Consider the following 25,946-nt stretch of genomic DNA (forward strand, 5'->3'; position numbering starts at 1 on the left):
TTAACAATAGGGTTGCATGAGCGCATGGAGCACTTCTGCAACCGACACAGGAAAATCTCCATGAACAGCCGTTTCAAGGCCTGGCGTAATCCGCTCCTCGTCACCGTCCCGATGCTGGCAATACTCGCCGGCTGTACGGGTGGAGACACCGAGAAACCGAAAACCCACGCACTGGCCACCTACTCCAGCGCGACCTGGGAGGCATTGCCTGCCGTCACCGACAGCGATCTGGTTGCCGGTTTCGGCTCATGGCGCAGCGCCTGCACCCGACTCAAAGCCGACGCAGTCTGGGGTCCAACCTGCGCAGCGGCGGCCAATGTGCCGCAGAGCGCCGGTGACATCCGCGCGTTCCTCAAACAGAACCTCGCGGTCTACGGCTTGCGCGCCGCCAACGACAATCCCAACGGTTTGATCACCGGTTACTACGAACCGGTGTACCCCGGCAGCCTGACCCAGACCGAAACCGCGAACGTGCCGGTGTACGGCGTGCCCGAAGACATGATCATCGTGTCGCTGGACAGCATTTATCCAGAGCTGAAAGGCAAACGCCTGCGCGGGCGCCTTGAGGGTCGCGTGCTCAAGCCTTACGACGATGCGGCGACCATCGAGAGCCAAGGCGTCAAAGCGCCTGTGGTGGCATGGCTGACTGACCCGATGAATCTACAGTTTTTGCAGATTCAGGGTTCGGGGCGGATTCAGACTGACGACGGTCGCCAATTGCGCATCGCCTACGCCGACCAGAACGGTCATCCGTATCGGCCAATCGGCCGCTGGCTGGTCGAGCAAGGCGAGCTGAAGAAAGAAGACGTGACCATGGGTGCGATCAGCAACTGGGCCAAGGCCAATCCGGCGCGTATTCCCGAACTGCTGGGCAGCAACCCGAGTTACGTGTTCTTCACCCGCAACCCGGACAGCAACGAAGGCCCGCGCGGTTCGCTGAACGTGCCGTTGACTGCCGGTTACAGCGCAGCGGTGGATCGCAAAGTGATTCCGCTGGGCAGCCTGTTGTGGCTGTCGACCACGCGCCCGGACGGCACGGCGCTGGTACGGCCAGTGGCAGCGCAGGATACCGGCGGCGCGATTGCCGGCGAAGTGCGTGCGGATCTGTTCTGGGGCACCGGCGAGGCAGCCGGGCAACTGGCCGGCGACATGAAACAGCAAGGGCAGATCTGGATGCTCTGGCCAAAAGGCGCGGCATTGCCGCAAGTGCCTCAGGTCGCGGATAAACCGTAAAAAGCAAAAGCTCGCAGCCTTCGGCAGCTCCTACAGGGTTTGAGTAGGAGCTGCGGCACGCTGCGAGCTTTTGATCTTGCCTGTCACATCGACACAAAGAAGAAACTGGCAATCAACCCCATCCCGACAAACCACACCAGCGAACGCAACACCGCCCAGTCCGCCAGATAGCAAATGATGTACAGCAGGCGACTGGTGATAAACAGCACCGCCAGCACATTCACTGTCACCAACTGCGCAGTACCCACCAGATGCGCGACCAGCACGGCTGCGGCAAATGCCGGGGTCACTTCAAAGCTATTCAACTGCGCCGCATGCGCGCGTCGGGCCACGCCGTTAAGACTCTCAAGAAAATCCCGCGGGTCGTAATTATCCCGCAACCTGAAGCCGCCGGAGGCCTTGGCCACCACCGTGCACAGATACGGCAGAAAGATTGCGACCAACACACACCACAAAGCCACCGTCATAACGCAGTCCTTTTTCAGAATTTGATTTCAGGCCGTCAGAACTTCATCACCAGCATGCCGATCAGTACCAGCCCACAGGCTAAGAGCCGTGGCCGGCCGAAAGGTTCTTTCAGGTAACGCATGCCGAACAACACCACCAGAATCACGCTGATCTCGCGCAACGCCGCCGCTTCGGCAATCGAGCCCAATTGCATCGCCCATAGCACCAGAGCGTAGCTGAACAACACGCAGAACCCGACCGTCAGCCCCAACTTCCACTGCTCGCGCCAGAACTGCAAAAACGCCGGACGCCTGGCCACCCAAGCCAGCAGCGGAAACGGCCAGGCGCTGAGCAGCGTGACCCAGACCAGGTAATCCAGCGGATGCGACCAGCGCCGCAAAGCCTGGCCATCGATAAAGGTGTAGCAGCCGATGCACAAGCCAATCAGCGCCACCACCGGCAGCATCGACCAAGGCAATCGCGCCCCGCCACCGCCTTGCCACAGCAGGCAGAGCATGCCGAACGGGATCAGCAGAATGCCGAAGATCTGCTGTGTGCTCAGCACCTCGCCAGCGAAGATCAGAGTCAGCGCAAGCACCACCAGTGGAGATAATCCGCGCATCAGCGGATAGACCAGACCCAGATCGCCGACCCGATAAGCCTGAATCAGCAGATACCGATAAAGCAGCTCGAACGCCGCCGAGGCCAGAATCCATGGCCAGATTTCCAACGGCGGCAGGTTCACGAAGGGCAATGCCACGGCGACAGACAACAGCGCCACCGTGTCCATGCACGCCACCACCAGCAACCGCTCGGCGCTGAATTTGATCAGGGTATTCCACGCCGCGTGCAGCAGCGCCGCCACTAACACCAAAGCCGTTGCCAGCACAGCCAACTCCTTTTTTTGCCAACGCCCGGTAGAGGCCGCCGGGCAATTAGTCAGATTATTGATTCGCGATGTGTCAGCTGCTGTTTATACTGCAAGCGACCACGCCGCACTCAGTTGCGCACAGACTAATTCCAATAATTGCTGCCTGCACCGCTCTCTTCCGAGATCGGTCGTCGGCCTGCGTATGCCTGATCAAAGCGTCAAGACTACCGACAAGAGACCTTGCGCATGCCCCTCGCCTTGCTTGCACTGGCCGTCGCCGCTTTCGGCATCGGCACCACCGAATTTGTCATCATGGGCCTGCTGCCCGATGTCGCCCGCGACCTATCCGTAAGCATTCCCGATGCCGGTCTGTTAATCACTGGCTACGCGCTGGGCGTGGTATTCGGCGCGCCAATCCTCGCGATCGCCACCGCGAACATGCCCCGCAAAGCTACGCTGCTAGGCATGACGCTGATGTTCATTCTCGGCAACATCCTCTGCGCGCTGGCGCCAAATTACGCGACGCTGATGGCCGCGCGAGTGGTCACCGCGTTGTGTCATGGCGCGTTCTTCGGCATCGGTTCGATAGTTGCCGCCGGCCTCGTCGCGCCGAACAAACGCGCTCAGGCAATTGCCATGATGTTTACCGGCCTGACCCTGGCCAACGTCCTCGGCGTGCCGCTGGGCACAGCACTCGGCCAGTACGCGGGCTGGCGCTCAACCTTCTGGGCCGTTTCGGTGATCGGTGTGATCGCCGCACTCGCGCAATGGCTGTGGCTGCCGAAACACATCGCCATGAACAAGGCCAATCTGGCCAGCGAATTCAAAGTGCTGGGCAAGGCCAACGTTTTGTTGGCGCTGGCCATGAGCGTGTTGGCGTCGACCAGCCTGTTCAGTGTGTTCACCTACATCGCGCCGATCTTGCAGGACATCACCGGGGTCAGCCCGCATGGCGTAACCGTGATGCTGCTGCTGTTCGGCGTTGGCTTGACCGGTGGCAGCATGCTCGGCGGACGCTTGGCCGATAGCCGACTGCTGCCTTCTCTGGTGGGCGTGGCACTGGCGGTGGTAGTGATTCTGGCGGCATTCAGCCAGACCAGCCGCTCGCTAATTCCAGCGGCGATCACGCTGGTGCTGTGGGGGATTTTTGCTTTTGCGCTGTGCCCGATTTTGCAATTGCTGATCATTGATCAAGCGCATGAAGCGCCGAATCTGGGTTCGACGCTGAATCAGAGCGCGTTCAATCTGGGCAATGCGGCCGGGGCGTGGATTGGCGGGTTGGTGGTAGCCAGCGGCGCGGATCTGGCGGACCTGCCTTGGACCGGGGCGCTGGTCGGGGTGTTGACTGTGCTGACGGCGCTGTTCTTTATCTATCTGCAACGTCGCGGCGCAGCTGCGGTGAATGTGTCCGGCTGAATGCCCGGGGACACAAATGTGTCCCCTCCCCGCGCCAACCCATCCAACCTCTGCGCCGAAGAATCCGCGCGCTGTCTTTCCAACCCTCATCCAAAGGACCCCGGATGCTTGAACTTGTAGCCGCTTTCATCTGCCTCACCACCCTCCTCACCTACGTCAACTTCCGCTTCATCGGTCTGCCACCGACCATCGGCGTTATGGTCACGGCGCTGATGTTTTCCCTGCTGTTGCAAGGCCTGAGTCTGCTCGGCTACCCCGGTCTTGAAGAGCGCGTGCAACAGCTGATCGGCCAGATCGACTTCGGCGACCTGTTGATGAACTGGATGCTCTCCTTCCTGTTGTTTGCCGGCGCCCTGCACGTCAATCTGAATGACCTGCGCAGCTACCGCTGGCCAATCGGCCTGTTGGCGACCTTCGGCGTATTGATCGCCACCGCCGTGATCGGCAGCCTGGCTTATTACATCTTTGCCCTGTTCGGCTGGCACGTGAGTTTCCTGTACTGCCTGCTGTTCGGCGCACTGATTTCGCCGACCGACCCGATTGCGGTGCTCGGCGTGTTGCGGACCGCCAACGCCTCGAAGCCATTGAAGACCACCATCGTCGGCGAGTCGCTGTTCAACGACGGCACGGCGGTGGTGGTGTTCACCGTGCTGCTGGGTATCGCGCAATTGGGCGAGACGCCGACGGTTGGCGCCACCGCGATGCTGTTCGTGCATGAGGCGATTGGCGGCGTGCTGTTTGGCGGGCTGATCGGTTATCTGGTGTACCTGATGATCAAGAGCATCGAGCAGCATCAGATCGAAGTCATGCTGACCCTCGCGCTGGTGATCGGCGGTTCGGCGATGGCCACCGAGCTGCACGTCTCGGCGCCGATTGCGATGGTGGTGGCCGGTCTGATCATCGGCAACCTCGGACGCAATCTGGCGATGAACGACATGACCCGTAAATACCTGGACGGCTTCTGGGAATTGCTCGATGACATGCTCAACGCGTTACTGTTCGCGCTGATCGGTATGGAGCTGTTGCTGTTACCGTTCAACTGGTCGCACGTGGCGGCGGCGAGCATGCTCGCAGTGGCGATTCTGGCGTCGCGCCTGCTCACCGTGGCGCCGGCGATTGTCCTGCTGCGTCGCTGGCGCAGCGTGCCGCGCGGCACCATCCGCATCCTGACCTGGGGCGGCTTGCGCGGCGGTGTCTCGGTGGCATTGGCACTGGCCCTGCCGCTGGGCGCGGAGCGTGATCTGTTGCTCAGCATCACTTACATCGTGGTGCTGTCATCGATCCTGCTGCAAGGCCTGACCATCGGCAAACTGGTCAAGCACGCAACCCGCGACGAGCCGGCCGACGCCAGTGTGCCAGCGCACCACTGATCACTTTTTGATCTGCTGCGGATCAGGTTTTTCGGCCTGATCCGCAGCCTTCTTCGCCGCCGGTTCTTTCGGCGCCCCGCTCTCGCTGCGAATCTGCGCATGGCTGATCAGCGCAAAGATGAAACTCCCGCCGATGATATTGCCCGCCAGCGTCGGCCCGGCAAATACTATCCAGAAATCACTCCACGGCAACTCGCCGGCAAATACCAGATACGACACCTCCGCCGATCCGACCACGATGTGCGTGAAGTCACCGAGCGCCATCAAGTAGGTGATGAGGATGATGATCCACATCTTCGCGCTCTCCATCGACGGAATCATCCAGACCATGGTGGCGATCATCCAGCCGGAAACAATGCCCTTGGCAAACATCTGGCCAGCGTCGTTTTCCATGATCTTGTGCCCGATTTCGAGGAAAGCCAGATCGGTCTTGCTGTCGAAAATCGGCAGTTCGAGCATCACGTAGGCCACCAGAATCGTGCCGCACAGGTTGCCGACCAGTACCACTGTCCAGAGCCGGATTAGCCGACCGAAATTCGCCAGGGTGGGTTTGGTCATCACCGGCAGCACGGCAGTCAATGTGTTTTCGGTGAAGAGTTGCTGGCGCGCGAGAATCACCGCAAGAAAGCCGGCGCAGTAACCGAAGCTGGCGATCACCTTGAACTCTTCGCCGTCGGGCAACCGCGAGTTGAGCAGACCCATGCCCATCAGCGACAGGCCCATAGTCAGGCCAGCCGCCAGTGCAGACCACCAGAGCGCGGCGATGCTGCGCTCAAGTTCCTGATCGCCCTGAGTGCGAATGATTTCATGCAGAACCGCCGCGCGCGGCGGCTGGTTTTTCTCGACTTCATGTTGTTCCTGAGCCGAGAGATCGGGGGTCTTGCCGTCTGTTGGAGTCGTCATGGCGTGTGAACCGTGGGGGTGTCGTTTAGCTACGACCCCCGCCGTTCACAGCTGTTCAGTGACCAGATGAATCTTCGGTGATTACAGAATCGCCATCGCGGGCAAGCCCGCTCCCACAAGGACAACGCTGGACCTGTGGGAGCGTGGCTTGCCCGCGATGGGAGCGCTGCCAATATCACTTGGTAACGAGTTCATCTTCCTGAAACTGGTCTTTGACGTACTTGATCTCGGTCCGCCCGTGCGGTGCTGGCAGCCCATCTTCACCGAGGTTCACGAAGACCATTTTCTCGACGGTCAGAATGCTTTTGCGGGTGATCTTGTTGCGCACTTCGCAGGTCAGGGTGATCGAGGTGCGGCCGAATTCGGTGGCGGTGATGCCCAGTTCGATGATGTCGCCCTGGCGCGAAGCACTGACGAAGTTGATTTCGGAAATGTACTTGGTCACCACGCGCTGATTGCCCAACTGGACGATGGCGTAGATCGCCGCTTCTTCGTCGATCCAGCGCAGCAGACTGCCGCCGAACAGCGTGCCGTTGGGGTTGAGGTCTTCGGGTTTTACCCATTTGCGGGTGTGGAAATTCATGTTCACTCCTGAGCGTCTGGCCGAATGATGGGGGCCATCATGGCAGACCGGGCGGTCACGCTCCATGACCGATCCGCTATGGTCATGATTGGCAATCTTCATTTGTCCGACAGAAACCCTTTGGAAGATCAGCCCGGACAGCTATAATCGCGCCCGTTTCAAAACGGTAATGTTCACTTGCTACCGTTTTCCCGCCACCTGTCCGAGGGGCGCTGCAGCAGGTACAACCTGTCAGGCTCGGATGGGGCGTTGACCGGCCTTGTGCCGGACACTAAACGCACAACGGCGCCCATTCGCATACATTACGAATGGAGGCTCTTCATGAGCGCTGTTATCACGCCTGCAGATTTTACCGATTACAAAGTTGCCGACATGTCCCTGGCTGCCTGGGGCCGTCGCGAAACCATCATCGCCGAATCGGAAATGCCGGCTCTGATGGGTCTGCGTCGCAAGTACTCCGGCGAACAGCCGTTGAAAGGCGCGAAGATCCTCGGCTGCATCCACATGACCATTCAGACTGCCGTGCTGATCGAAACACTGGTTGCCCTGGGTGCCGAAGTACGCTGGTCGTCCTGCAACATTTTCTCGACTCAGGATCAGGCTGCTGCCGCTATCGCTGCTGCCGGCATCCCGGTTTTCGCCTGGAAAGGCGAGACTGAAGAAGAGTACGAGTGGTGCCTGGAGCAAACCATCCTCAAAGATGGCGCGCCATGGGATGCCAACATGATCCTCGACGACGGCGGCGACCTGACTCAGCTGCTGCACGACAAGTACCCACAGGTGCTGGATCGCGTTCACGGCGTGACCGAAGAAACCACCACCGGCGTACACCGCCTGCTGGACATGCTGGCCAAGGGCGAACTGCGCATCCCGGCCATCAACGTCAACGACTCGGTAACCAAGTCCAAGAACGACAACAAGTACGGCTGCCGTCACAGCCTGAACGATGCGATCAAGCGCGGTACCGACCACCTGCTGTCCGGCAAGCAAGCGCTGGTCATCGGTTACGGTGACGTGGGCAAGGGTTCGGCGCAGTCGCTGCGTCAGGAAGGCATGATCGTCAAGGTCTCCGAAGTCGACCCGATCTGCGCCATGCAAGCCTGCATGGACGGTTTCGAACTGGTTTCGCCGTTCATCGACGGTATCAACACCGGTACTGAAGCAAGCATCGACAAAGCACTGCTGGGCAAGATCGACCTGATCGTGACCACCACCGGCAACGTGAATGTTTGCGACTCGAACATGCTCAAAGCCCTGAAGAAGCGCGCTGTTGTCTGCAACATCGGCCACTTCGACAACGAAATCGACACCGCTTTCATGCGCAAGAACTGGGCATGGGAAGAAGTGAAGCCACAGGTACACAAGATTCACCGTACCGGCCCGGGCGCGTTCGACGCTCAGAACGACGACTACCTGATCCTGCTGGCCGAAGGCCGTCTGGTGAACCTGGGCAACGCCACCGGTCACCCGAGCCGCATCATGGACGGTTCGTTCGCCAACCAGGTTCTGGCGCAGATCTTCCTGTTCGGCCAGAAGTACGCCGACCTGTCGCCAGCCCAGAAAGCCGAGCGTCTGACCGTTGAAGTACTGCCGAAGAAACTCGACGAAGAAGTGGCCCTGGAAATGGTTCGCGGCTTCGGCGGCGTGGTCACGCAACTGACCAAGCAACAGGCTGACTACATCGGCGTAACCGTCGAAGGCCCGTTCAAGCCGCACGCTTACCGCTACTAAGTAACCGGCTGCTTTATTTGTTGGATTGGCTTGTTGTGGCGAGGGAGCTTGCTCCCGCTGGGCTGCGAAGCGGCCCCAGGATATTTGGGAGCGCTGCGCGCTCCAGCGGGAGCAAGCTCCCTCGCCACATACAAGCTTGATCCCACAGATGAAACATACCGCAGGCTTTCGTGTTTCCAAAGGTATGACCATGTCCCAAGACCGTCGCTACAGCTTCGAGTTCTTCCCGACCAAGACCGATGCTGGGCATGAAAAGCTGCTCAACGTTGCCCGTCAGTTGGCAACGTACAATCCCGATTTCTTCTCCTGCACCTATGGCGCTGGCGGTTCGACCCGTGATCGCACGCTGAACACCGTGTTGCAGCTGGAAAGCGAAGTCAAAATACCCGCCGCCCCGCACATGTCGTGCGTTGGCGACAGCAAGGACGACCTGCGCGGCCTGCTGAACGAGTACAAGGCTGCCGGCATCAAGCGCATCGTTGCCCTGCGTGGTGACCTGCCATCCGGCATGGGCATGACCAGCGGCGAGCTGCGTCACGCCAATGAGCTGGTTGAATTCATTCGTGAAGAAACCGGCGATCATTTCCACATCGAAGTTGCCGCTTACCCGGAGATGCATCCGCAAGCGCGCAATTACGAAGACGATCTCGCCCATTTCGTGCGCAAGGCCCAGGCCGGCGCCGACAGCGCGATCACCCAGTACTTCTTCAACGCCGACAGCTACTTCTACTTTGTCGATCGTTTGCAGGCGCTGGGCGTGGATATTCCGGTGGTACCGGGGATCATGCCGATCACCAACTACAGCAAACTCGCGCGTTTCTCCGATGCCTGCGGTGCGGAAATTCCGCGCTGGATCCGCAAGCAACTGGAAGCCTATGGCGATGACACTCAGAGCATTCAGCGCTTTGGTGAGCAAGTCGTCAGCGAGATGTGCGAACGCCTGTTGCAGGGCGGCGCACCGGGGCTGCACTTCTATTCCATGAACCAGGCTGAGCCTAGTCTGGCGATCTGGAATAATTTGAAGCTGCCGCGCTAAACATTAGAGCAAGATCAAAAGATCGTCCGATCGCGGCCCGAGCCTTCGGCAGCTCCTACATGGGGTTGTCGGGGGGCTACGATCTTTTGCTTTTAATCCCCGATTTAGAGCTTGTGCCGGCAGTTTCTGGCTCTTTGCCGTTTCTCGTCGTAATCTCAAGCCATGCCTTTGATCGCGCAGTTATTCACCGTGCTGGTTTTCGCTTGCCTGAGCTTTGCCGCTCGGGGCGAGAAGCTGCGCATTGTCACCGAACCGTGGGCGCCGTACGTCTACGAAGAAGGCGGCAAGAACCTCGGCCTCGATTACGAAACCACGGCGATTGTGTTCCAGCGGCTGGGGATTGAAGTCGACTGGCAATTCCTGCCGTGGAAGCGTTGCCTGTCGATGCTTGAAACCGGCCAGGCCGACGGCGCACTGGATATATTCCACAGCGCCGAGCGCGACGCGACCCTGCTCTATCCCAGCGAGCCGCTGTCGGATGTGGAGTTCGTGATGTTCTACGCCAATGAGCGTCCGCATCCATTTCGCACGCTGGATGAACTGAAAGGCCTGACCATCGGCACTTCGCCCGGCTATCTCTATAGTCCCGACTTCAGCGAGTCGACCCTGTTCACCCGCGAACCCGCACCGACCCACGAAGCCAACTTCGGCAAGCTGGAACGCGGGCGCATCGACCTGTTGATCACCGACCGCCGCGTCGGTCAGCATTTGCTCGATGAACTGGGAATCCGGGACAAAATCAGCGAAAACCCGACCGTTATCAGCCGTCAGAGCCAGTTTCTGGCCGTTCGGCGCAATGCCGGGATGGATTTGCTGGTGCAGCGTTTCGGCGCAGAACTCAAGCGTTTCAAGCGGGAACCGGCGTATGCCGAGCTGAGTGCGCGCTACGGCGCAGCCCCGGCACTCGCCGCACCGCTGGGCAGCGCCACCGCCAACAGTAAAACCGTTGAGCAGCAGGAAAGCGGCGCGCAGTGATTGCTCTGTTATACTCCGGCGTTCCCGCCAGGCTCACGCCCGGACGCCCGGAACCGTAACAGGCTTCTCGACCCGCTACAGCGCAGCTTTCAGCCCGCGCGAGCGCTCCAGACGTGCCTTCGGAACCGCAGCTGGACCGGACGGGATTGCGTCCTCTTAAACGCGATTCGCGCCAGGCAAGATTCCCATTGGGCCAAGCCCTAACTAGAACAGGATTACTCATGTCCTTTGCTTCCCTCGGTCTCTCCGAGGCTTTAGTCCGCGCCATCAATGATGCGGGCTATACCGAGCCTACTCCGGTGCAACAGCGGGCCATTCCCGCCGTGTTGCAAGGTCGCGACCTGATGGTTGCGGCACAGACAGGTACTGGTAAAACCGGCGGTTTCGCCCTCCCTATTCTGGAGCGGCTGTTCCCCAATGGTCACCCGGACAAATCCCAGCGTCATGGCCCGCGCCAACCGCGCGTACTGGTCCTGACCCCGACCCGCGAACTCGCGGCCCAGGTGCACGAGAGCTTCAAGATCTACGCCCGTGACCTGAAATTCGTCAGCGCCTGCATCTTCGGCGGCGTCGGCACCAACCCGCAGGTTCAGGCCATGTCCCGTGGCGTTGACGTGCTGGTGGCATGCCCGGGTCGTTTGCTCGACCTGTGCGGCCAGGGCAGCGTCGATCTGTCCCACGTGGAAATCCTCGTGCTTGACGAAGCCGACCGCATGCTCGACATGGGCTTCGTGCACGACGTGAAGAAAGTCCTCGCGCGTCTGCCGTCCAAGCGTCAGAACCTGCTGTTCTCGGCGACGTTCTCCAAGGACATCACCGACCTCGCCGGCAAGCTGCTGCACAACCCGGAACGCATCGAAGTGACGCCGCCGAACACCACGGTCGAGCGCATCGAGCAACGCGTATTCCGTCTGCCGGCCAGCCACAAGCGTGCGCTGCTGGCACACCTGATCACCGCCGGTGCGTGGGAACAGGTTCTCGTGTTCACCCGCACCAAGCACGGCGCCAACCGTCTGGCCGAGTACCTCGACAAGCACGGTCTGCCGGCTGTCGCGATCCACGGTAACAAGAGCCAGAACGCGCGCACCAAAGCGCTGGCCGATTTCAAGGCTGGCGAAGTGCGCATTCTGGTTGCCACCGACATTGCCGCACGTGGCCTGGACATCGACCAGTTGCCGCACGTGGTCAACTTCGAACTGCCGAACGTTGATGAAGACTACGTTCACCGTATCGGCCGTACTGGCCGCGCCGGTCGTTCGGGCGAAGCGATTTCGCTGGTCGCACCGGACGAAGAAAAACTGCTGAAAAGCATCGAGCGCATGACCAAGCAGAAAATCGCCGACGGCAACCTGATGGGCTTCGACTCGAGCACCATTGAAGCCGAGAAGCCGGAAGTGCGTGAGCGTCCGGATGTGCGTAACCCGCGCAACCCGCGTGGCCCACGCGGCGACGGTCCGAATGGCGGCGGCGGTGGCGGCGGTCGCAAGGACAAAGGCAAAGAGAAGAGCAAGGAAAAGCCAGCCGGCGAACGTGGAGAGCGCCCAGCTCGTTCGCAGAAGCCACGCGAAGGCACCCCGGCGCGCGAGCAGCGTCAGCCGAGCCAGACTCCGCGCGCAGCTTCCGACCGTGCTCCCGACGTGTTCCTTGATGACGATGTGGATAACTTCGGTAACCGCGTCGACTACGTGCCAAAGCCATCGCCTGCCGGCGGCCGCGGTCGTCGTCCCAACGCTCCAGCCCAAGGCGCAGGCGCCGGTTCGGGCGCACCACGCAGCGGTCAGCCGCAAGGTGGCCGTCAAAACAACCCGCGTAACAACAACGGTTCGACTACCGGTACTCCGCCAGCCAAACGCAGCGGCCCGCGCAGTGGTGCTCCGCGTGACGGTCAAGGCCGTCGCGACGAGTCCTCGCGCAACCGCCGTCCGGCCCGTGACGATCAGCCAAGTGCCGAGCCAGCGGTACAGAACCCGCGCAGCACCGGCCCGAAGATCATGCACAAGGAATCGAAAGCCGATCGCTTCCCGACTCCAGAGCAACTTGATCAACTGCCAAGCCGCCCGCGCGGCGAAAAACCGGCATTGCTGACCCGCAATCGCTGATTTTTCCCGGTAATAAAAAATGCCCCGACTCGCAAGAGCCGGGGCATTTCTATGAACAGCGCAAACCCTGTGGGAGCGGGCTTGCCCGCGATGAGGCCGGTACATTCAAAGTTGATGTTGTTTGAACTGACGCCATCGCGGGCAAGCCCGCTCCCACAGGTTATGTGCAAATACCCGATTAAGTGTTCGGCAATAAAAAACGCCCCCGGTCGCGAGACCGGGGGCGTTTTTGTGTGGCCGGCGAAAGTTATTTCGCTTTCACACCTTCAAACGAAACGTACAGCTCGACCGCATCGGATTTCGGGCCCAGATCTTTCTGCTTGCCGAAATCGGAACGCTTGATGGTCGTGGTGCCTTCGAAGCCGGCACGGTAGCCGCCCCATGGATCTTTGCCTTCACCCAGGAAAGTGGCCTTGACCACAACTGGCTTGGTCACGCCCAGGATGGTCAGGTCGCCAGTCACGTCAGCGGTGTTGGCACCGGTGGACTTGACGCTAGTGGAGACGAAGGAGGCTTTGCCGAACTTGCTCGCATTCAGGAAGTCAGCGCTGGCGATGTGCTTGTCACGTTCGGCGTGGTTGGTGAACACGCTGGCGGTGTTCACGTTGAACTCGATCTTGCTGTCTTCAGGCTTGGCGGCGTCAAAGCTGAACTTGCCGTCGATGTCCTTGAAAGTACCGGTAATGAAGCTGTAGCCCAAGTGGCTGATCTTGAAGTCGACGAAGGCGTGCTGGCCTTCTTTGTCTACGACGTAGTCAGCAGCCATTACGTTGGAGGACAGAACGGCAGCGCCGATTGCCAGAGCGGCCAGAGTCTTTTTCAACATGCTTTGTTTTCCTTTGGAGTCGAGGTTGAACATCAGGCTTTGCGTCCCAGCATTCGTGTCAGGGTCGCATCACGATCGATAAAGTGGTGCTTCATTGCTGCCAACGCATGAAGGCCGGAAAAAATTACCAGCGCCCATGCCAGGTAGAAATGAATCACCCCAGCGGTATCTGCCTGATCCGGTAGGCCGGAAACCAGTGCAGGCACTTCAAACAGGCCAAACACCGGGATCCCGACACCGTCTGCGGTGGAAATCAGGTAACCGGCAAGCATCACAGCAAACAGCGCGACATATAGAAACCCGTGGCCGAACTTCGCGCCAATGCGAGTCATGCGGCTGTAGCTTTGCAGCGTTGGCGGCGGTGGGCTGATAAAACGCCACAACACCCGCAGGACCATCACGCCCAACAACACCAGACCGATGCTTTTGTGCAGGTCCGGCGCGTCTTTGCGCCAAGTGCTGTAGTAATCCAGCCCGACCATCCACAGGCCCAGCGCGAACAGTCCGAAGACCACCAGCGCCACACCCCAGTGCATGAAGATGCTGACCCAACCGTAGCGCGAAGAAGAGTTACGTAGCTGCATTGCCCAAATCCTGTGAGAACTGCGAACCAAGACTAGCGAGTTATCTATCGAATTAAAGCGGAAAATTTCGCTTTGAAATATCGAGAAATACGATCAAGAGTCTTGAACAGGGGAGTTAAGGAAAGATTAAAGGCCAAAGTGTGAGGGGATGTTAGTCGGCAAGATAGGAAATCTGTGCTGACTTTACCGACACCTGTGGGAGCTAGCCTGCTAGCGATGGCTATGTGACAGACAATAAAAAAGCGCGGCATCAGAGCCGCGCTTCTTCATTCACCGCAAGGCTTACTGCGCCTTGGTCTCGGTGGTCGCCGCCGGTTTGGCCGCTGGCTTCTTCGCCGGTTCAGGCTTTTTCGCCGCTGGCTTGGCCGGCGCTTTTTTCGCGTCGGTTTTTGCCGCTGGTTTTTTCGCCGCCGGTTTGGCCGCCGCCTTCTTCGCTGGCTCGGCTTTCACCGGGGCCGCTGGCTTCGGCGCTTCCACCGGAGCTGGCGCTGGAGCAGGTGCAGGCGCTGGTGCAACCGGTGCCGGAGTTGGCGCCGGATCTGGCGCCTTGGCCGGAGCTGCATCGGAACCGCCGCCAAACAGGCGCTTGAAGAAGCCCGGCTTCACCGCATCGGCTTTCGCGTCAGCCTTGGCCGGTTCAGCTTTGGAAGCTGCCTTGTCGTCCGAGCCGCCGAACATATTGCTGAAGAAATTGCCTTTCTTCGCTGCTACTGCACCCGCCGCTGCCGCAGTAGCTGCCGGCACGACTTTGACTGGCTCAAACGATTTGCCTGCTGCCAGATCTTCAATCTGACTGGCCGCACGCTGGCCGGTGCGCAGAGCGCCTTCCAGAGTGCCCGGATACAAGGTGTCGGTGTGTTCGCCGGCGAACGCTACGCGTTGCAGCGGACGTTCCCAGATGCGCCAGAATTTGCTGATCTGGCCCGGGCCGAAGGCCAGGTACGAACCGCCTGTCGACGGGTCGGTGCTGTAGCGACGGATTTCATAACCGGTGAACGAGCCGCGCGCCTGTGGATAAAACGCGTGCAGACGGATCAGTACCTGATCGGCCATTTGCTTGTCGCCGAAGGCCTGCATCACCCGTGCGTTGTCGCCGGACAGGTTGATCACCACATTGGCGCCGCCCTTCAGTGCCGGCTCGACCCAAAGCATGCCCAGGCCGGTGTTGCTGTAGATCTCGCCGGACATGCGCGCCTTGCTTTCCCAGACCGGCGTCTTGAACTTCAACATGATCTGGTCGCGCCAGCCGTAGTTGGTGCCCTTGATCGCCGCCAGGTGCTGGGCGTCCAGTGCCGGGGTCAGTTGAATCTTGCTCAGGGCGCGCAATGGCACCGCGAGAACGACGTAGTCCGCCTGATAGCCGACTGCGCCGACCTTGACGGTCACACCGTCCTTGTCCTGAACGATCGCCGACACCGGAGCGTTGGTCTTGATGGTTTTCAGCTGTTTGACGAAGGCTTGCGCCAGCACCGGGCTGCCACCGACCAGACGCGAAGCGCGCAGGTCACGGTCGGACACGCCGCGATACACTCGGCCCTGCTGCGCGAAGTACAGCAGCGACAGGCGCGAAGGTTCGTCATAACGGGTGCGGATCTGCTGGTTGATCAGTTGACGAGCAGTAGGGGGCAGCGTCAGGCGATCGAGCCAGTTGGACACGTTGATCTGATCCAGCGCATGCAATGTGTTGTTGGCCGCTGGGTTTTGCGGATCGTCGATGGAGCGCGCCAGATCGTCGAGAGTCTTCTCGTAGCGCTTGAGCGCCTCGGCGGTGGCCGGCTCGCGGGTGGCCAGATCGGCGGCGGTGTAATACACGCCATCGATCAGGTAGCTCGGAGTACGCACGAATTCAGGCGCTGGCGTGGTGCTCAGCTTGAAGGTCGAGACGTACTTGTTCAGCACCGGCTGGGTCTTGTCGTTGCCGATCCACTCGCTGGTGGCCATGCCGGAGCGACCGCCCAGGCTTGGTTTGGCTTCGAGCAAGGTGACTTGCCAGCCCTTGTTTTGCAGCTCGTAGGCTGCGGTCAGGCCCGACAGGCCGCCGCCGATCACGATTGCGGTTTTATCCTTGGCCAGCGCAGTCACGCTGAACAGCCCCAACATCACCAGCGCACAGGCGCGCAGCCAACCGACAGACATTCAGCGAACTCCGGAAATACACGTAGGAAAAAGCAGCTTTTCGGGTCAGACGACCCAGATAACCGCGAAGAATACGTCAGCCATCAAAACGCCGCCAGCGACGTCTATCGCCCCATACAAAGTAGCTCAATCGACACAATGGGTTGTCCCGACGCGATGCATTGCATAGGCTTGCGCGATTGTTTGCCCGCGTCCGACGCGAGCCGCCTCGAGGAGACTGTAAATGGGCCTGAATAATCAGTGGATGCAACGCGATCTCGCGGTGTTGTGGCATCCCTGCACCCAGATGAAAGACCACGAACAGCTGCCGCTGATCCCGATCAAACGCGGCGAAGGCGTCTGGCTGGAGGACTTCGAAGGCAAGCGCTACCTCGATGCGGTCAGCTCGTGGTGGGTCAATGTGTTCGGCCACGCCAATCCGCGCATCAACCAGCGGATCAAGGATCAGGTCGATCAGCTGGAGCACGTGATTCTCGCCGGTTTCAGCCATCAACCGGTGATCGAGCTGTCCGAGCGTCTGGTGAAGATGACGCCCGAAGGCCTGAATCGGGTGTTCTACGCCGATAACGGTTCATCGTGCATCGAAGTCGCGCTGAAAATGAGCTTTCACTATTGGCTCAACCGCGAGCAACCGAACAAGAAGCGCTTCGTCACCCTGACCAACAGCTACCACGGCGAAACCATGGCGGCGATGTCGGTCGGCGACGTACCGCTGTTTACCGAAACCTATAAAGCCCTGCTGCTGGACACCATCAAGGTGCCGAGCCCGGATTGCTACATGCGCCCGCAAGGCATGAGTTGGGAAGAACACTCGCGCAACATGTTCGCGGCGATGGAACAGACCCTCGCCGAGAACCATGACAGCGTGGCTGCGGTGATCGTCGAGCCGTTGATCCAGGGCGCGGGCGGCATGCGCATGTATCACCCGGTGTACCTCAAGCTGTTGCGCGAGGCCTGCGACCGCTATGGCGTGCATCTGATCCTCGATGAAATCGCCGTCGGCTTCGGCCGTACCGGAACGATGTTCGCCTGCGAGCAGGCCGGCATCCGCCCGGACTTCCTGTGTCTGTCGAAAGCCCTGACCGGCGGCTATCTGCCGCTGGCCGCGTGCCTGACCACCGACGAGGTCTACAGCGCGTTCTACGACGACTACCCGACCCTGCGCGCGTTCCTGCACTCGCACAGCTATACCGGTAATCCGCTGGCTTGTGCGGCAGCATTGGCGACGCTGGATATTTTCGAGCAGGACAACGTGATCGAAAACAACAAGGCCCTCGCTCAGCGCATGGCCTCCTCGACCGCACATCTGGGCGATCATCCGAACGTCAGCGAAGTGCGCCAGACCGGTATGGTGCTGGCGATCGAGATGGTCAAGGACAAGGCCAGCAAAGAAGCCTACCCGTGGCAGGAACGTCGTGGTCTGAAGGTGTTCCAGCATGCGCTGGAGCGTGGCGCGCTGCTGCGTCCGTTGGGCAGTGTGGTGTATTTCCTGCCGCCGTACGTGATCACCCCGGAGCAGATCGACTTCCTCGCCGAAGTCGCCAGCGAAGGCATCGACATCACCACGCGTGACAGCGTCAGCGTGGCCGTGCCGAAGGATTTCCATCCCGGCTTCCGCGATCCGGGCTAGACCCTTACACAAATCCTGTGGCGAGGGAGCTTGCTCCCGCTGGAGGCCGAAGGACTCCCAAACCCAGCCGGCGCGATCTATCAGAAACACCGCGTCGGCAGTTTTTGCGGCTGCTGCGCAACCGAGCGGGAGCAAGCTCCCTCGCCACACAAGCACCACAATTCCTCAGCGATTCCAGCGATTCCGAGCCAATTTTTCAGAGACCCACCATGAGACTGTCCCGCTTCTTTATCGACGCCCCGCTGAGCATCGGCGACCACGAACTGCCGGAAGCCCAGGCGCATTACATCAGCCGCGTGTTGCGCATGGCCGAGGGCGATGCGGTGCAGATGTTCGACGGCTCCGGCCACGAGTTTCGCGGTGCATTGCTGGAAGTCGGCAAGAAACGCGTGACGGTGCGCATCGACGAACAACTCGCCGGGCAGATCGAATCGCCACTGCACATCCACCTCGGCCAGGGTTTGTCCCGTGGCGAGCGCATGGACTGGGCGATACAGAAAGCCACCGAGCTGGGCGTCAACGAAATCACCCCGATCTTCAGCGAGCGCTGCGAAGTCCGCCTCAAGGACGAACGCGCCGACAAACGCCTGCAGCACTGGCGCCAGGTGGCGATCAGCGCGTGCGAGCAATGCGGTCGTTCGCGGGTGCCGGTGATTCATCCACCGGTGTTGTTGGCGGACTGGGTGAAGCAGACTGAAGCCGAGTTGAAGCTGGTGCTGCACCCGGTGGCTGAGCCGTTGGTGAGTCATGCCAAGCCTTCAACCCTGGCTTTCCTGATCGGGCCGGAGGGGGGCTTGTCGGATGCCGAGGTTGAGCAGGCCAAGGGCAACGGTTTCCACGCTGCACGACTTGGGCCGCGCGTGTTGCGCACCGAGACTGCGCCGGTGGTTGCATTGGCGGTGGCCCAACAACTCTGGGGTGATTTCTAGGGCCCCATCGCTGGCAAGTCGAATCGTCGAACCGCAGCTCCCACAGGATCTGAGTTGACCACAAAATCTGTGAACAACCCTGAACCCTGTGGAGCTGGCTTGCCAGCGATTAGCCGCAACTCGGTCTACAGGACGTAAAACATAATCGCCACAAAGTGCAGCAAACTCCCGGCAATCACGAACAGATGCCAGATCCCATGCGCATGCCTTAACCGGTGATCCAGCGCAAAAAAGACAATCCCCACCGTATACAACACGCCGCCCGACGCCAGCCAGGCAAACCCCGTGCTGCCCAGTGCCGCGATCAGCGGCTTGACCGCCACCAGCACGATCCAGCCCATCACCGCGTAAATCACGATCGACAGAATGCGTGCCTCGGAACGCGGTTTGATCTCTTGCAATATGCCGATCAGCGCCAGCCCCCAGACAATCCCGAACAGCGTCCAGCCCCACGGCCCGCGCAGCGTCACCAGACAAAACGGCGTGTAGCTGCCGGCAATCAGCAGGTAGATCGAAAAGTGATCGACCTTCTTCATGATGGCTTTTCTGCGCCCGCGCACGCTGTGGTAAACCGTTGAAGCGCTGTACAGCACCAGCAAGGTGAACGCGTAAATCGCCACGCTGACAATCTTCCACGGACTGCCATCGAGACAGGCGATCACCAGCATCCATACCCCGCCGATAAACGCCGCCACCGCCCCGACCAGATGCGTCCAGGCGTTGAGTTTTTCCCCGTGATACATGTATCGCACACCTCGTAATCGTTATTGCAAAGCTTCTTTACGCAACTGACAGCGCGTCGAGCCCGGCATCCACCAATAATTGCTCAAGCGCTAAAAGATCAGGCACCTTGGCCACCTGCTCCCCCACCTGCACTGCCGCCTGCTCCAGCGCACACAGCGGCACATCGACATAACTCAACTGGCTGTCGAGCTTGTACGAACGCGGAATCCCCTGCACCAACAGCGCAATGAACTGCAACTGCGGCAACCCGCCGAGCGCATTCAAAATCACGATCCGCGCGCGCTCACCAATCACGACTTTCTGCCCACAGGCCGACTCGAAACTCAACAACGGAATCTGCCGCTCACGCCAGGTCACGCGCCCCAGATACCACGGTGGCGTGTCCAGATCGAACGCGCTCGGCTGATAGTCGATCAACTCGGCCACAGCGACGTTGGGCAGAATCAGATTGCGATCCGCCAGCGGCAGCAGCAGCCCGGTGAGCTGGCTGGTGCGTTGGTTATGCCGGCGTTCATGCATGTTTTTTGCTCCACAGGGCGATGCTTTCGAGCAGCAGCGCTTCCTGGTACGGCTTGCCGAGGTAGTCGTTGACGCCGATGGCCATCGCGCGGTCGCGGTGTTTCTGCCCGGTGCGTGAGGTAATCATGATGATCGGCAGGTGTTGCAGGCGTTCGTCGTGACGCACCTGAGTGGCCACTTCGAAACCGTCCATGCGCGGCATCTCGATATCGAGCAGCATCACGTCGGGCATGTGTTCTTCGAGCAGCAGCATCGCATCGACTCCGTCCTTGGCGGTCAGCACTTGCATGCCGTGGCGTTCAAGCAAACGGCTGGTGACCTTGCGCACCGTCACCGAGTCGTCGACCACCAGCACCAGCAGCGGTTTCTGCGGCTCGCTGTCGACTTCCTGGCTGGCCGGACGCTGCGGCAAACGCGCCTGCATCGCACGGATCGGCGCGAGCAAATCGAGAATCAGCACCACCCGGCCATCGCCGAGAATCGTCGCGCCGGACACGCCTTGCACCGCCGCGAATTGCGCGCCGAGGCTTTTGACCACGATCTCGCGAGTGCCGGCCATCGTATCGACCTGCACCGCAATGTGCCGCTCGTTGCACTGCACCAGCAGCACCGGCAACGGTAGGCTCTGCCCCAGGATTTTCGGGCGTGGCGCGGTTTTCAGCAGTTCGCCGAGATAGCACAGTTCATAGCGCTGGCCGCCATATTCATAGCGCGGCGGATCGTGGCGGAAATGTCCTTCCAGTTCCGTCGGCAGCACGCGGACGATGCCGTCGATGGTGTTCAGCGGAATCGCGTATTGATCCTCGGCGCACTGCACCATCAACGCGCGGTTCACCGACACCGTAAATGGCAGACGAATGCGGAAATGCACGCCCTGCCCCGGCACCGAATCGATCACCATGCTGCCACCGAGCTGACGCACTTCTTCGTGCACCACGTCCATGCCCACGCCGCGTCCGGAAATCTGGGTAATTTTTTCGGCAGTGGAAAACCCCGGCTGGAGGATGAACTGCAACACTTCGCGGTCGCTGATCTCGGCGTCCGGCGCGAGCAAACCACGCTTGATTGCCTTGCGGCGCACGGCGTCCAGCGGCACACCGGCGCCGTCGTCGCGAATGTCGAAAACGATGTCGCCGCCCTCGCGCGACAGATCCAGAGTGATCTGCCCTTGCGCCGGTTTGCCTGCGGCCAGCCGTACTTCGGCGGATTCCAGACCATGATCGACGGCGTTGCGCAGCATGTGTTCCAGCGGCGCGGCCATACGTTCGAGGACGTTGCGATCCATCTCGCCTTCGGCGTTGCCGACGCTGAACTCCACGTCCTTGTGCAGCTCTTCGGCAACTTGGCGGACGATGCGTTTGAGCCGCGGCAACATGCGTTCGAACGGCACCATGCGCGTACGCATCAGGCCTTCCTGCAATTCGGTGTTGATGCGGCCTTGCTGTTGCAGCAGGTTTTCCGCGTCGTGATTGCGCCGGTCGAGGGTTTCTTTCAGATCGAGCAAGTCGGAGGCCGATTCGAACAGCGCGCGTGACAGTTGCTGCAACTGCGAGTGACGGTCCATTTCCAGCGGATCGAATTCTTCATAGCCGAGGCGCTCGGCGTCGACTTGTTGGCGGCTGAGAATTCGCCCTTGGGTTTCGGTATCCAGCCGGCGCAACTGATCACGCATGCGCTCGATGGTGGTTTCCATCTCGGTGAGGGCGATTTGCGCGTCGTTGACCTGTTGCTCGATACGCCCACGAAAGATCGAGGTTTCGCCGGCCAGATTCACCAGCTCATCCAGCAGTTCGGCGGAGACCTTGACCATGTCCGCGCCGGCCTCGGCAACGGGTGCGGCCGGCTCGGTTTTGACCACAACCGACGCCGGCGCCTTGGGTGCTTCAACGGCTATCGGGTGACTGAAATTCTGGATCGCATTAATCAGGCGATCGGCTGGCGGGCACGGCTGGCCGGCGCGCACTGCGTCGAGCATTTGCGCCAGTCGGTCATGGCTGCGCTGCACCAGCGCAAACATCTCAGGCCCCGGTTGTTGCGCGCCGGTGGCGAGGCTTTCGTAGAGGTATTCCAGCTCATGGGCGAGATCGCCAATCGGGCCGATTTCGACCATCCGCGCACCACCCTTCAGGGTGTGCAGATCGCGCAGCAGGGTTTCCATTTCCTGGCGGTTGCCCGGCTCGGCTTGCCAGCGCTGTAGCGCGGCGCCGGAATTTTCGATGATGTCGAAACCTTCTTCGAGGAAGATTTCCAGCAGCTCCGGATCGTGACCGGCGCCCGTCTGGCTTGGGGCAGTCGCGGCTTGCGCAGTGCCGGACTGGGCTTGACGGAATTGGCGAATCGCCTCGATCAGATCCTGCGCGGGATTCAGCGGCTGATTGTTGTGCAACTGGTCGAGGAACAGCGCCAGACGCTCATGACAGCTGAGCAACAACATTCCCAGGGCATCGCTGTGGCTGTAGCGCCGATCCACCAGACCTTCGTAAAGGCTTTCCAACTCCTGCGCCAAATCTGCGACTGCTTCGACTTCGGCCATGTGCGCACCGCCCTTGAGCGTGTGCAGATCGCGTTGCAACGACGACAGCGGCGCACTGTTGTCGGTATCGCCGAGCCAGCGCTGCAAGGCCTGGCCGGCGCTGTCGAGAATATCCACTGCTTCTTCGAGAAAGATGTCGACGATTTCGTCGCTTGGCTCGGTTTCGGCAGCGGTCTTCTGCAGCTCTGCGGTGGCGCTGCCCAGTTCGCGGATGCTCAGGGTGCGGCTGCCGTCGCTGCGGATCAACCCCATCGACGACGGGTCGAGGCTTTCATCAAGCAACTCGTGCAGCGCGTGAATACGTTGCGGTTGCGGCGTGACTTCCTGGCCAGCCGCCAGTTCGTCGAGCATGTTGATCAGCGCTTCGTGGGCGAGTTGCGCCTCGCTGAAGAAACGTTCGCTGACCGCCAGACTGCTTTCTTCGACCGCCCCATAAAGGTCGAGCAAAGCCTCGCAGAGCACATCCACCGGCAGCAGATCTGCCAGATGCGCGCCTTCGCCGAGGGTGGTCAATTCATCCAGTAACGCGCTGAGTTCCTGGCGCTCGCCGGGGTGTTGCTGCCAGCGCTGCAAGAGGTTTTCGGCGTCGAGCAGGATGTCCATGCCCTGCGCCAGAAAGCTGTTGATCAATTGCGGATCGCGCTTGACCCGCAGGCCGCTGCTCGGCGCATTGAGGATCGATTCCAGTCGCTCGTTCAGCAGTGTTTGCGTGCGCTTGATCAGCGACTGCGCGCCGACAATCGGCGCCAGCGGATCGTGACGCAGTTGCCGCAGACCGACGCGCAACAGGCCTTCGGCTTCGAGCAGCAATTCCACTTCATCGAGATCCAGCGCCAGTTGATGCGCCTTGAATTCGCGGGCCAGATGATCCAGCGGCGCCGCCAGTTCGGCAATCGGCAGCACACCGGCCATCGACGCGCTGCCCTTGAGCGTGTGCAGGGCGCGCAGCAACTCGTCGCTGGCCTGCAACGGCACGTGTTCGGCGGCTTGATCGAGGAAGCGGTTGAGGCTGGCGAGGTGGGTTTCGGCTTCGTTGCGGAAGATCTCCAGCAACAGCGGATCGAGCGCGGCGACGTCTTCCACGTCTTCGGCGGACGGTGGTTTGTCACCCTTGGCCAAGGCGTGGGCGCGGGCCGCCAGTTGATCGACGTCCTGACGCTGGCGCTGGCGATTGACCGCGAACTCAGCAATCAGATCCGGCAGCAACAGCAGGCTGTCAGTGAGCAATTGCTGCACCGCAGGGCCGGGTTCGACGCTGTCTTCCAACACGCGATTGAGCAGGTTTTCCACGGCCCACGCCAACTCGCCGAGGATCAACGCGCGCACCATGCGTCCGCTGCCCTTCAAGGTGTGAAAGGCCCGACGCAGTTCGCTCAGGGCTGCGCGGTCGCGGGAATCGGCGAACCAGCGCGGCAGGTATTCACGCAGCACTTCGAGGACTTCGTCAGTCTCTTCGAGGAACACTTCGCGCAGTTCATCATCCACCGGTTCTTCATCGGCCGGCGGCGGCATCAGGCTGCCCGGAGTGATCAGCGCGGGCGGGTTGACCGCCGACACCGGGCTGGCCAACACGTCGGCCAGCGACTGCACAGTTTCCGGGTCCTCCAGCGCCTGCAGATCCTGCATCACCTGTGCTTCGTTGGGGCTGAGTACGTCTTCCAGCACCGGCACATGTTGCTCGCTGGGAAAGTAACCGAGACTGGCCAGACTCTTTTGCGCACCGTCGAGCAGTTGTTCACTCGGCGCTATCGGGTCATCCGTCAGGCGTTCGAGGTAATACTCAAGGCTGGTGATGACGTCGGCGAGGTTGTCCAGTTGCTGCCAGCCCGGCTCTTGCGGGTCGAGCAGCAAATGCTCGCGGATAAAGCCGTTGCAGGCCTCGACCAGATTCGCCGCCCGGCTCAGTCCGATTACGGCCAGCGCGCCGCGCACCTGGGTCAGCAGCGCGGGCAGCGGTTGCAGTTGCTGGCGATCCCAATCGGCGTCGATGTAGTCGACGATCATATCCTTGGCCTGTTGCAGGCAGATGCGCGCTTCCTTGATCACGATCTGATGAATCTGCGTCAGATCGGTAGTCGGCAGGCGATTGTCTTCCTGGCTCTCCGGTTCAACCGTGCCGACCATTCCGGCCAACGTGGCTTCGACGTAGAGCAAGGCGCCGGCGACGTCCATCAGGATCGCGTCGTTCGGCTCGCGCTGGCCCTGGACGAGACTCAGCACCACCGCCAGTTGATCGATAATGACCTTGCGCGGCTGGCCGAAACCGAGCACCGCCAGGGTATCGGCAATCTGCCGCAGCGGCGCCAGCAAACTGTCCAGATCCGAGGTGTGCTGACGGTCGCTGCGCACGAACAGGTCGAGGCGCTCTTTGACCCGCACCAGCTCTTCACATAACGCCTTGAGCACCGAGCGCATCGCATCGCGGTCCGGGCCGGCGAGGCGCGCGCGTTCTTCGTCGACCATTGCGCTGTCGGGCAACGCATCATCCAGCGAGTAGCGATCTTTCATGGTCAGCATCTGCCCGGTGGGATGTTCGGCTTTGGCAATATAGAACAGCAGGCTCTTGAGCAGCTCCGGCGGAGGCGGCTGATTGAGGCCCGACATGCCCTGTTCGAGCAGGTGCTTGAGTTGTTGGTCGGCGTCCTTGAACAGACTGCGCAGCGCCGGGCTGTTGGCGATCCGCCCTGCGAGCATGCCTTCGACCAGCGCCGAGGCGACCTGCCACAACGGACTCAGCGGCGCGTTGCCGCTCAACGCTTCGAGGCGAGTGAAAACTTTGGCGAGGTAGCCGATGTGCGTCTGATCATCCTGTTCGCGCAGCAAACCGACCAGCGCCATTTGCAGGGTCTGCCGCAGCTTGCGCAGCACATTGGGCAAGTCTGCCGGTTGGAGCAGCGCCAACGCTTCGTCACTGAGCGGCGGCAGTTCGGGCAATTGCGGACTGAACAGACTGGTTTCCGACAACAGGCTTTCGCCACGCGCGCTGCGCAGATCGTTGATCAATGGCAACACCACCAGCGGCAGATCGCGGCGGGCGCTTTGTACGCGATCCAGATAAACCGGCAACTGGCCGAGCGCTTGCAGCAGCAAGTGCAATGCCTCGTCGCGATGGTTGACCCGCTCGTGTTGCAGCGCGGCGCAGAGTTTTTCCATTTCTTCAGCCAGCAGCGCCGCGCCGTAGAACTCGACCATCTGCAAACTGCCGTGCACCTGATGGATGCACGCCAGACATTGGTCCAGACCGGGGAACGCCTGCGGATCATCGAGCACCGACTCAATCGCCTGATGCGCCTGCTTCAGCGTTTCGGCAATTTCGCCCTTGATCCACTCGAGGGCCACGTAATCGTGCCGATCAACCATAACCGCTCCGCTCAACATGCT

Annotated in this window: 19 protein-coding genes and 1 riboswitch; of the genes, 9 read left to right on the forward strand and 10 right to left on the reverse strand. The window is 60.7% G+C overall.

The features are described 5' to 3' along the window. Positions 1-60: 60 nt before the first annotated feature. The gene (gene mltA / locus ACP7BN_RS16150) at positions 61-1,233 is read left to right on the forward strand and encodes a murein transglycosylase A (protein WP_426205225.1); all 1,173 of its coding nucleotides are present in this window, start codon (positions 61-63) and stop codon (positions 1,231-1,233) included. 83 nt (positions 1,234-1,316) lie between these two features. Here the strand turns inward: mltA and ACP7BN_RS16155 are convergent, their stop codons facing one another. Then, positions 1,317-1,700: an MAPEG family protein gene (locus ACP7BN_RS16155; protein ID WP_426205226.1), complete on the reverse strand. Its 384-nt coding sequence runs from the start codon at positions 1,698-1,700 to the stop codon at positions 1,317-1,319. Positions 1,701-1,735: 35 nt separating this feature from the next. Continuing rightward, positions 1,736-2,569, reverse strand: a complete 834-nt coding sequence (locus ACP7BN_RS16160; protein WP_426205227.1) for an EamA family transporter — start codon at positions 2,567-2,569, stop codon at positions 1,736-1,738. A 228-nt stretch (positions 2,570-2,797) separates the two neighbouring features. On the opposite strand from ACP7BN_RS16160, the gene ACP7BN_RS16165 reads away from it, so the two are divergent. Beyond that, on the forward strand, positions 2,798-3,967 hold the full coding sequence (locus ACP7BN_RS16165; RefSeq protein WP_426205228.1) for an MFS transporter: 1,170 nt from the start codon (positions 2,798-2,800) through the stop codon (positions 3,965-3,967). Positions 3,968-4,071: 104 nt separating this feature from the next. Then, complete coding sequence (locus tag ACP7BN_RS16170) at positions 4,072-5,337, forward strand: cation:proton antiporter (protein WP_426205229.1); 1,266 nt, start codon at positions 4,072-4,074, stop codon at positions 5,335-5,337. Here ACP7BN_RS16170 and ACP7BN_RS16175 read toward each other — a convergent pair whose 3' ends face one another. Together ACP7BN_RS16175 and ACP7BN_RS16180 are read right to left on the reverse strand one after the other, a co-directional pair. Continuing rightward, positions 5,338-6,240 (reverse strand): formate/nitrite transporter family protein, encoded by a 903-nt coding sequence (locus ACP7BN_RS16175; RefSeq protein WP_426205230.1) that lies wholly within the window; start codon positions 6,238-6,240, stop codon positions 5,338-5,340. Positions 6,241-6,415: 175 nt separating this feature from the next. Then, positions 6,416-6,823, reverse strand: coding sequence for an acyl-CoA thioesterase (locus ACP7BN_RS16180; RefSeq protein ID WP_016984776.1), 408 nt, complete (start codon positions 6,821-6,823; stop codon positions 6,416-6,418). A gap of 198 nt (positions 6,824-7,021) precedes the next feature. Beyond that, positions 7,022-7,121: riboswitch (S-adenosyl-L-homocysteine riboswitch) on the forward strand. Between the two features lie 23 nt (positions 7,122-7,144). Here ACP7BN_RS16180 and ahcY point away from each other — a divergent pair. The 4 genes from ahcY to ACP7BN_RS16200 all read left to right on the forward strand — a co-directional run bounded on the left by ahcY (position 7,145) and on the right by ACP7BN_RS16200 (position 12,664). Continuing rightward, positions 7,145-8,554 (forward strand): adenosylhomocysteinase, encoded by a 1,410-nt coding sequence (ahcY, locus tag ACP7BN_RS16185; RefSeq protein WP_426205231.1) that lies wholly within the window; start codon positions 7,145-7,147, stop codon positions 8,552-8,554. A 190-nt stretch (positions 8,555-8,744) separates the two neighbouring features. Then, positions 8,745-9,590, forward strand: coding sequence for a methylenetetrahydrofolate reductase [NAD(P)H] (gene metF / locus ACP7BN_RS16190; protein WP_426205232.1), 846 nt, complete (start codon positions 8,745-8,747; stop codon positions 9,588-9,590). Between the two features lie 162 nt (positions 9,591-9,752). After that, complete coding sequence (locus ACP7BN_RS16195) at positions 9,753-10,565, forward strand: substrate-binding periplasmic protein (RefSeq protein WP_426205233.1); 813 nt, start codon at positions 9,753-9,755, stop codon at positions 10,563-10,565. Between the two features lie 221 nt (positions 10,566-10,786). Further along, on the forward strand, positions 10,787-12,664 hold the full coding sequence (locus ACP7BN_RS16200; protein ID WP_426205234.1) for a DEAD/DEAH box helicase: 1,878 nt from the start codon (positions 10,787-10,789) through the stop codon (positions 12,662-12,664). A gap of 247 nt (positions 12,665-12,911) precedes the next feature. On the opposite strand, the gene ACP7BN_RS16205 is transcribed toward ACP7BN_RS16200, so the two are convergent. From ACP7BN_RS16205 to ACP7BN_RS16215, 3 genes are all read right to left on the reverse strand, one after another. Continuing rightward, complete coding sequence (locus tag ACP7BN_RS16205) at positions 12,912-13,490, reverse strand: YceI family protein (RefSeq protein ID WP_426205235.1); 579 nt, start codon at positions 13,488-13,490, stop codon at positions 12,912-12,914. Positions 13,491-13,522: 32 nt separating this feature from the next. Next, on the reverse strand, positions 13,523-14,074 hold the full coding sequence (locus tag ACP7BN_RS16210) for a cytochrome b (protein WP_426205236.1): 552 nt from the start codon (positions 14,072-14,074) through the stop codon (positions 13,523-13,525). Between the two features lie 282 nt (positions 14,075-14,356). Continuing rightward, complete coding sequence (locus tag ACP7BN_RS16215) at positions 14,357-16,210, reverse strand: flavin monoamine oxidase family protein (protein ID WP_426205237.1); 1,854 nt, start codon at positions 16,208-16,210, stop codon at positions 14,357-14,359. A gap of 223 nt (positions 16,211-16,433) precedes the next feature. On the opposite strand from ACP7BN_RS16215, the gene ACP7BN_RS16220 reads away from it, so the two are divergent. After that, positions 16,434-17,840, forward strand: a complete 1,407-nt coding sequence (locus ACP7BN_RS16220) for an adenosylmethionine--8-amino-7-oxononanoate transaminase (protein WP_426205238.1) — start codon at positions 16,434-16,436, stop codon at positions 17,838-17,840. A 209-nt stretch (positions 17,841-18,049) separates the two neighbouring features. Continuing rightward, positions 18,050-18,769, forward strand: a complete 720-nt coding sequence (locus tag ACP7BN_RS16225; protein ID WP_426205239.1) for a 16S rRNA (uracil(1498)-N(3))-methyltransferase — start codon at positions 18,050-18,052, stop codon at positions 18,767-18,769. A 125-nt stretch (positions 18,770-18,894) separates the two neighbouring features. On the opposite strand, the gene trhA is transcribed toward ACP7BN_RS16225, so the two are convergent. From trhA to ACP7BN_RS16240, 3 genes are read right to left on the reverse strand one after another with little or no spacing between them, the layout of a single operon-like run. After that, positions 18,895-19,512 carry a PAQR family membrane homeostasis protein TrhA gene (gene trhA / locus ACP7BN_RS16230; RefSeq protein WP_426205240.1) on the reverse strand — a complete coding sequence of 206 codons (618 nt, stop codon included), beginning with the start codon at positions 19,510-19,512 and terminating at the stop codon, positions 18,895-18,897. A gap of 37 nt (positions 19,513-19,549) precedes the next feature. Then, positions 19,550-20,032, reverse strand: a complete 483-nt coding sequence (locus ACP7BN_RS16235; RefSeq protein WP_426205241.1) for a chemotaxis protein CheW — start codon at positions 20,030-20,032, stop codon at positions 19,550-19,552. Continuing rightward, on the reverse strand, positions 20,025-25,925 hold the full coding sequence (locus ACP7BN_RS16240; protein WP_426205242.1) for an Hpt domain-containing protein: 5,901 nt from the start codon (positions 25,923-25,925) through the stop codon (positions 20,025-20,027). Before ACP7BN_RS16240 ends, ACP7BN_RS16235 begins: the two co-directional genes overlap by 8 nt. Between the last annotated feature and the right edge of the window lie 21 nt (positions 25,926-25,946).

This window comes from Pseudomonas sp. TWP3-1, from assembly GCF_049896625.1.
GTDB lineage: Bacteria > Pseudomonadota > Gammaproteobacteria > Pseudomonadales > Pseudomonadaceae > Aquipseudomonas.

What these genes read in the sequence shown, in the direction of transcription:
- mltA (WP_426205225.1), top strand. Translation starts at nt 61, where the DNA reads ATGAACAGCCGTTTCAAGGCCTGGCGTAATCCGCTCCTCGTCACCGTC.
- ACP7BN_RS16155 (WP_426205226.1), bottom strand. Translation starts at nt 1,700, where the DNA reads ATGACGGTGGCTTTGTGGTGTGTGTTGGTCGCAATCTTTCTGCCGTAT.
- ACP7BN_RS16165 (WP_426205228.1), top strand. Translation starts at nt 2,798, where the DNA reads ATGCCCCTCGCCTTGCTTGCACTGGCCGTCGCCGCTTTCGGCATCGGC.
- ACP7BN_RS16170 (WP_426205229.1), top strand. Translation starts at nt 4,072, where the DNA reads ATGCTTGAACTTGTAGCCGCTTTCATCTGCCTCACCACCCTCCTCACC.
- ACP7BN_RS16175 (WP_426205230.1), bottom strand. Translation starts at nt 6,240, where the DNA reads ATGACGACTCCAACAGACGGCAAGACCCCCGATCTCTCGGCTCAGGAA.
- ACP7BN_RS16180 (WP_016984776.1), bottom strand. Translation starts at nt 6,823, where the DNA reads ATGAATTTCCACACCCGCAAATGGGTAAAACCCGAAGACCTCAACCCC.
- ahcY (WP_426205231.1), top strand. Translation starts at nt 7,145, where the DNA reads ATGAGCGCTGTTATCACGCCTGCAGATTTTACCGATTACAAAGTTGCC.
- metF (WP_426205232.1), top strand. Translation starts at nt 8,745, where the DNA reads ATGTCCCAAGACCGTCGCTACAGCTTCGAGTTCTTCCCGACCAAGACC.
- ACP7BN_RS16195 (WP_426205233.1), top strand. Translation starts at nt 9,753, where the DNA reads ATGCCTTTGATCGCGCAGTTATTCACCGTGCTGGTTTTCGCTTGCCTG.
- ACP7BN_RS16200 (WP_426205234.1), top strand. Translation starts at nt 10,787, where the DNA reads ATGTCCTTTGCTTCCCTCGGTCTCTCCGAGGCTTTAGTCCGCGCCATC.
- ACP7BN_RS16205 (WP_426205235.1), bottom strand. Translation starts at nt 13,490, where the DNA reads ATGTTGAAAAAGACTCTGGCCGCTCTGGCAATCGGCGCTGCCGTTCTG.
- ACP7BN_RS16210 (WP_426205236.1), bottom strand. Translation starts at nt 14,074, where the DNA reads ATGCAGCTACGTAACTCTTCTTCGCGCTACGGTTGGGTCAGCATCTTC.
- ACP7BN_RS16215 (WP_426205237.1), bottom strand. Translation starts at nt 16,210, where the DNA reads ATGTCTGTCGGTTGGCTGCGCGCCTGTGCGCTGGTGATGTTGGGGCTG.
- ACP7BN_RS16220 (WP_426205238.1), top strand. Translation starts at nt 16,434, where the DNA reads ATGGGCCTGAATAATCAGTGGATGCAACGCGATCTCGCGGTGTTGTGG.
- ACP7BN_RS16225 (WP_426205239.1), top strand. Translation starts at nt 18,050, where the DNA reads ATGAGACTGTCCCGCTTCTTTATCGACGCCCCGCTGAGCATCGGCGAC.
- trhA (WP_426205240.1), bottom strand. Translation starts at nt 19,512, where the DNA reads ATGTATCACGGGGAAAAACTCAACGCCTGGACGCATCTGGTCGGGGCG.
- ACP7BN_RS16235 (WP_426205241.1), bottom strand. Translation starts at nt 20,032, where the DNA reads ATGCATGAACGCCGGCATAACCAACGCACCAGCCAGCTCACCGGGCTG.
- ACP7BN_RS16240 (WP_426205242.1), bottom strand. Translation starts at nt 25,925, where the DNA reads ATGGTTGATCGGCACGATTACGTGGCCCTCGAGTGGATCAAGGGCGAA.